This is a genomic window from Vibrio sp. Vb0937 (assembly GCF_033338855.1).
This window is the reverse complement of sequence record NZ_JAWOTK010000062.1, coordinates 1-2,706: the sequence shown is the minus strand read 5'-3', so window position 1 is coordinate 2,706 and position 2,706 is coordinate 1. Positions and strand designations below refer to the sequence as shown.

The 2,706-nt window shown below is 49.2% G+C and carries 2 protein-coding genes; one reads left to right on the top strand and one right to left on the bottom strand.

What is annotated here, in order from left to right:
• Window positions 1-1,139, bottom strand: a 1,139-nt coding sequence (locus R7P67_RS23000) for a DUF294 nucleotidyltransferase-like domain-containing protein (RefSeq protein WP_318086100.1), incomplete at its 3' end; no start/stop codon positions are given.
• 229 nt (window positions 1,140-1,368) lie between these two features.
• Between R7P67_RS23000 and R7P67_RS22995 the strand changes: the two genes are divergently transcribed.
• Window positions 1,369-2,559, top strand: coding sequence for a 3-phenylpropionate MFS transporter (locus R7P67_RS22995; RefSeq protein WP_024702523.1), 1,191 nt, complete (start codon window positions 1,369-1,371; stop codon window positions 2,557-2,559).
• Window positions 2,560-2,706: the final 147 nt, after the last annotated feature.

Here is a 2,706-nt window from a genome sequence, read left to right as displayed (position 1 = left end):
GGCCATTCTAGCCCGTCTTCAACAATGAGCGCGTTGTCTTGGTCGGTCTTAAGAATTTGCTCGCCACGCCCTTCTGAGCCCAGCACGATCAAACAACAGTGGTCGTGCAAAGCGGGTGGCACCACCAGTTCAAAGGCTTTTTCGATAATTTGTTCGTTTACCGCAGAGATGAGCTCCATGATGAAGCGAGTACGGATGCCGTTTCTCAGCAAGCTTTCTACCAGTTGACGTTGACGGTTTGAGGCCAACGCCAGTTCTTCTACGCTGCTTGCTCGTGCAATGCTGAGTGTTAACACGTGGGAATGCGTCGAAAACGCGCTGAGAATCTGTGTCATGTCGAGCATGCCCACCGCGCGATTGCCTTCGAAGACCATCAAACGTTTCATGCGATTACGTGTCATGGTGATCATGGCGTTAAACAGAAAATCCCCGTTATCAACATGGTAGACAGGGAAAGTTGCGATCTCACCTACAGGTGTGTCCACGGCGCATTTATCCAACATAACCGAGTGCAGCATGTTGGTACGAGTCACGATGGCGTACGGGTGAGCAGACGGCCATTTTTCCAATCGCGGGTCGTCGTCATGGAGCTGAACCAATGCAGCATCGATGCCGTTATCTTTTAGAGTTCGAGTTACCTCGTTGATTGGCGTTTCTGGCGCGAGGATCATCGGCGGATGATAAATGCTGTTATCGACTTTGGTCAGAATAAATTCGGCCAAGTTTTGCTGTTGCTGCGCGGCTTCGATGAGTTCTTGTCGTTTGGATAAGTTGTTGTCGAAGTAAGCTGCGAACTGGCCATTCTCGTTATAAAGCTCGAGAAAAACGTCTTTTGGCAGTAAGTACGAAAGGGTGTCTTCCAGCGCGATGTATTGATGTCGAACGCATTCTTCAAACAGTGAACGCACATCAAACATGTCGTCATTGGCGTAATGAGCGAACACTTCGGATTGGTCTTTGGAACGTTCTTCGACTGCGCCTTTGATCAATATGTGCAAGTGAGGGTTGGTCTGCCCGCTAGATAAAATGACATCTCGAGTTCGATAGTACGCCACATCTAAGGACGAGCGCAGCCGAGTTTGCTGAGCATCGGTCAGACGATCGAACGGGGGAGATTGCATATTAAATTTGTCAGGCATGGAGACACCTAAAATTGGGAGGAACACAGTATAAGTCTGACAAATTTCTTGCCGTAAGCCAGACGACTTTGGTCTAAACCGCTGGACATTGATGGGCGAGTTCGGCACATCAAAAGTCAGAATGACATCGAGGAAACGGTAAGTTGCCTATTCTTCCCTTTTTCTAATACGCATAGCGATCCATAATCCACGGTTCGAGCGATGGTGTTCCCGATTTAGGATATTAGTAATGTTGAAACCTTCTCCGTATGGCTGGATTTCCCAGTACTTTCTCGGATTCTTTTTTGCGTATGGCGTTTACCTGCCATTTTGGTCGTTGTGGTTTAAAGAGCAGGGCGTTTCTTCCACGGACATTGGTTTACTGGTTGGTTTAGGTTTGGCGACACGCTGCGTGGCTAACATCGTCATTACCCCTCGTGTACACCGAGTTGAACATCTAATGCCAACGTTGCGTTGGTTGAGTTTTGCTGCCCTCATTTTTGTTGGTTTCCACTTTTTTACGGGCGGCAGTTTTTGGCTTATGGCATTGGCAACGGTGTTGTTTAACTTGTGTTGTGGTCCGGTAGTTCCGCTATCAGACGCGATGGCAAACTACTACGCTCGCTTGAAAATGTTGGATTACGGTCGCACGCGTTTGTGGGGGTCTATAGCCTTCATTGCGGGTTCGACGGTGGTGGGTTTCCTTGTCGCAGAATTTGGCTCGGATATGATTCTGTACACCGCGATGGTGGGGGTGTTCTTTTCATTGCTTTTCGCGATGCGCAGTATCAATCCAATGCCTGTCACTCGCGGTGACCAGCATGCTGAACGTCCGAAATTATCCGCACTGCTTACCGATAAATCAGTGGTGAAGTTCTTGGTTTTGGTGTCACTTATCCAAGGTAGCCATGCGGCGTACTACGGCTTTAGTGCCATTCACTGGAAAGCGGCGGGTCACTCAGAAGACGTGATCGGCTACTTGTGGAGTCTAGGCGTTGCGGCAGAAGTGGCTGTGTTTGCATTGAGCAAGCGTCTGTTTGCTGGTTGGGCGCTGCGCACGCTGTTTATTGTTGCAGCTTGTGGTGTGATGATGCGTTGGGGCATGACCGCAGCAACAACGTCTATCGTTGCGTTGGTTATCGTGCAACTTCTGCACGGTGTGACATTCGCGACGGCGCACATTGCGGCCATTCAATACATCCAAAACTCTGAAGAGCACAAAATGGTGGCGCTGCAAGCGCTATACAACGCGATCCCGCTTGGCGCATTTATCGCGCTGATGACGGTACTCAGTGGTTGGGGTTACGAGCACTGGGGCGCGCTGGTGTTCTGGGGTATGGCGGCAATGGGCCTATTGGCGCTGTTCATCAAATTGGACCCTCAAGAGCCTAGCCACAACGTGGTGGATGTGTCTGAAAAGGCACTTGAAACACAGAATTAGACTTCTGTGACAAAGGTTAAAAACTAATCTTTGTCTCCATTGTGAAAGCAGTGTTAAATGAAACCTCTCCCTCAAGGAGAGGTTTTTTATTTTCTGTAAGAAAAGCTAGAAAGGATATCGGATGCAAGGATGGCTGGTGGTTCCCGT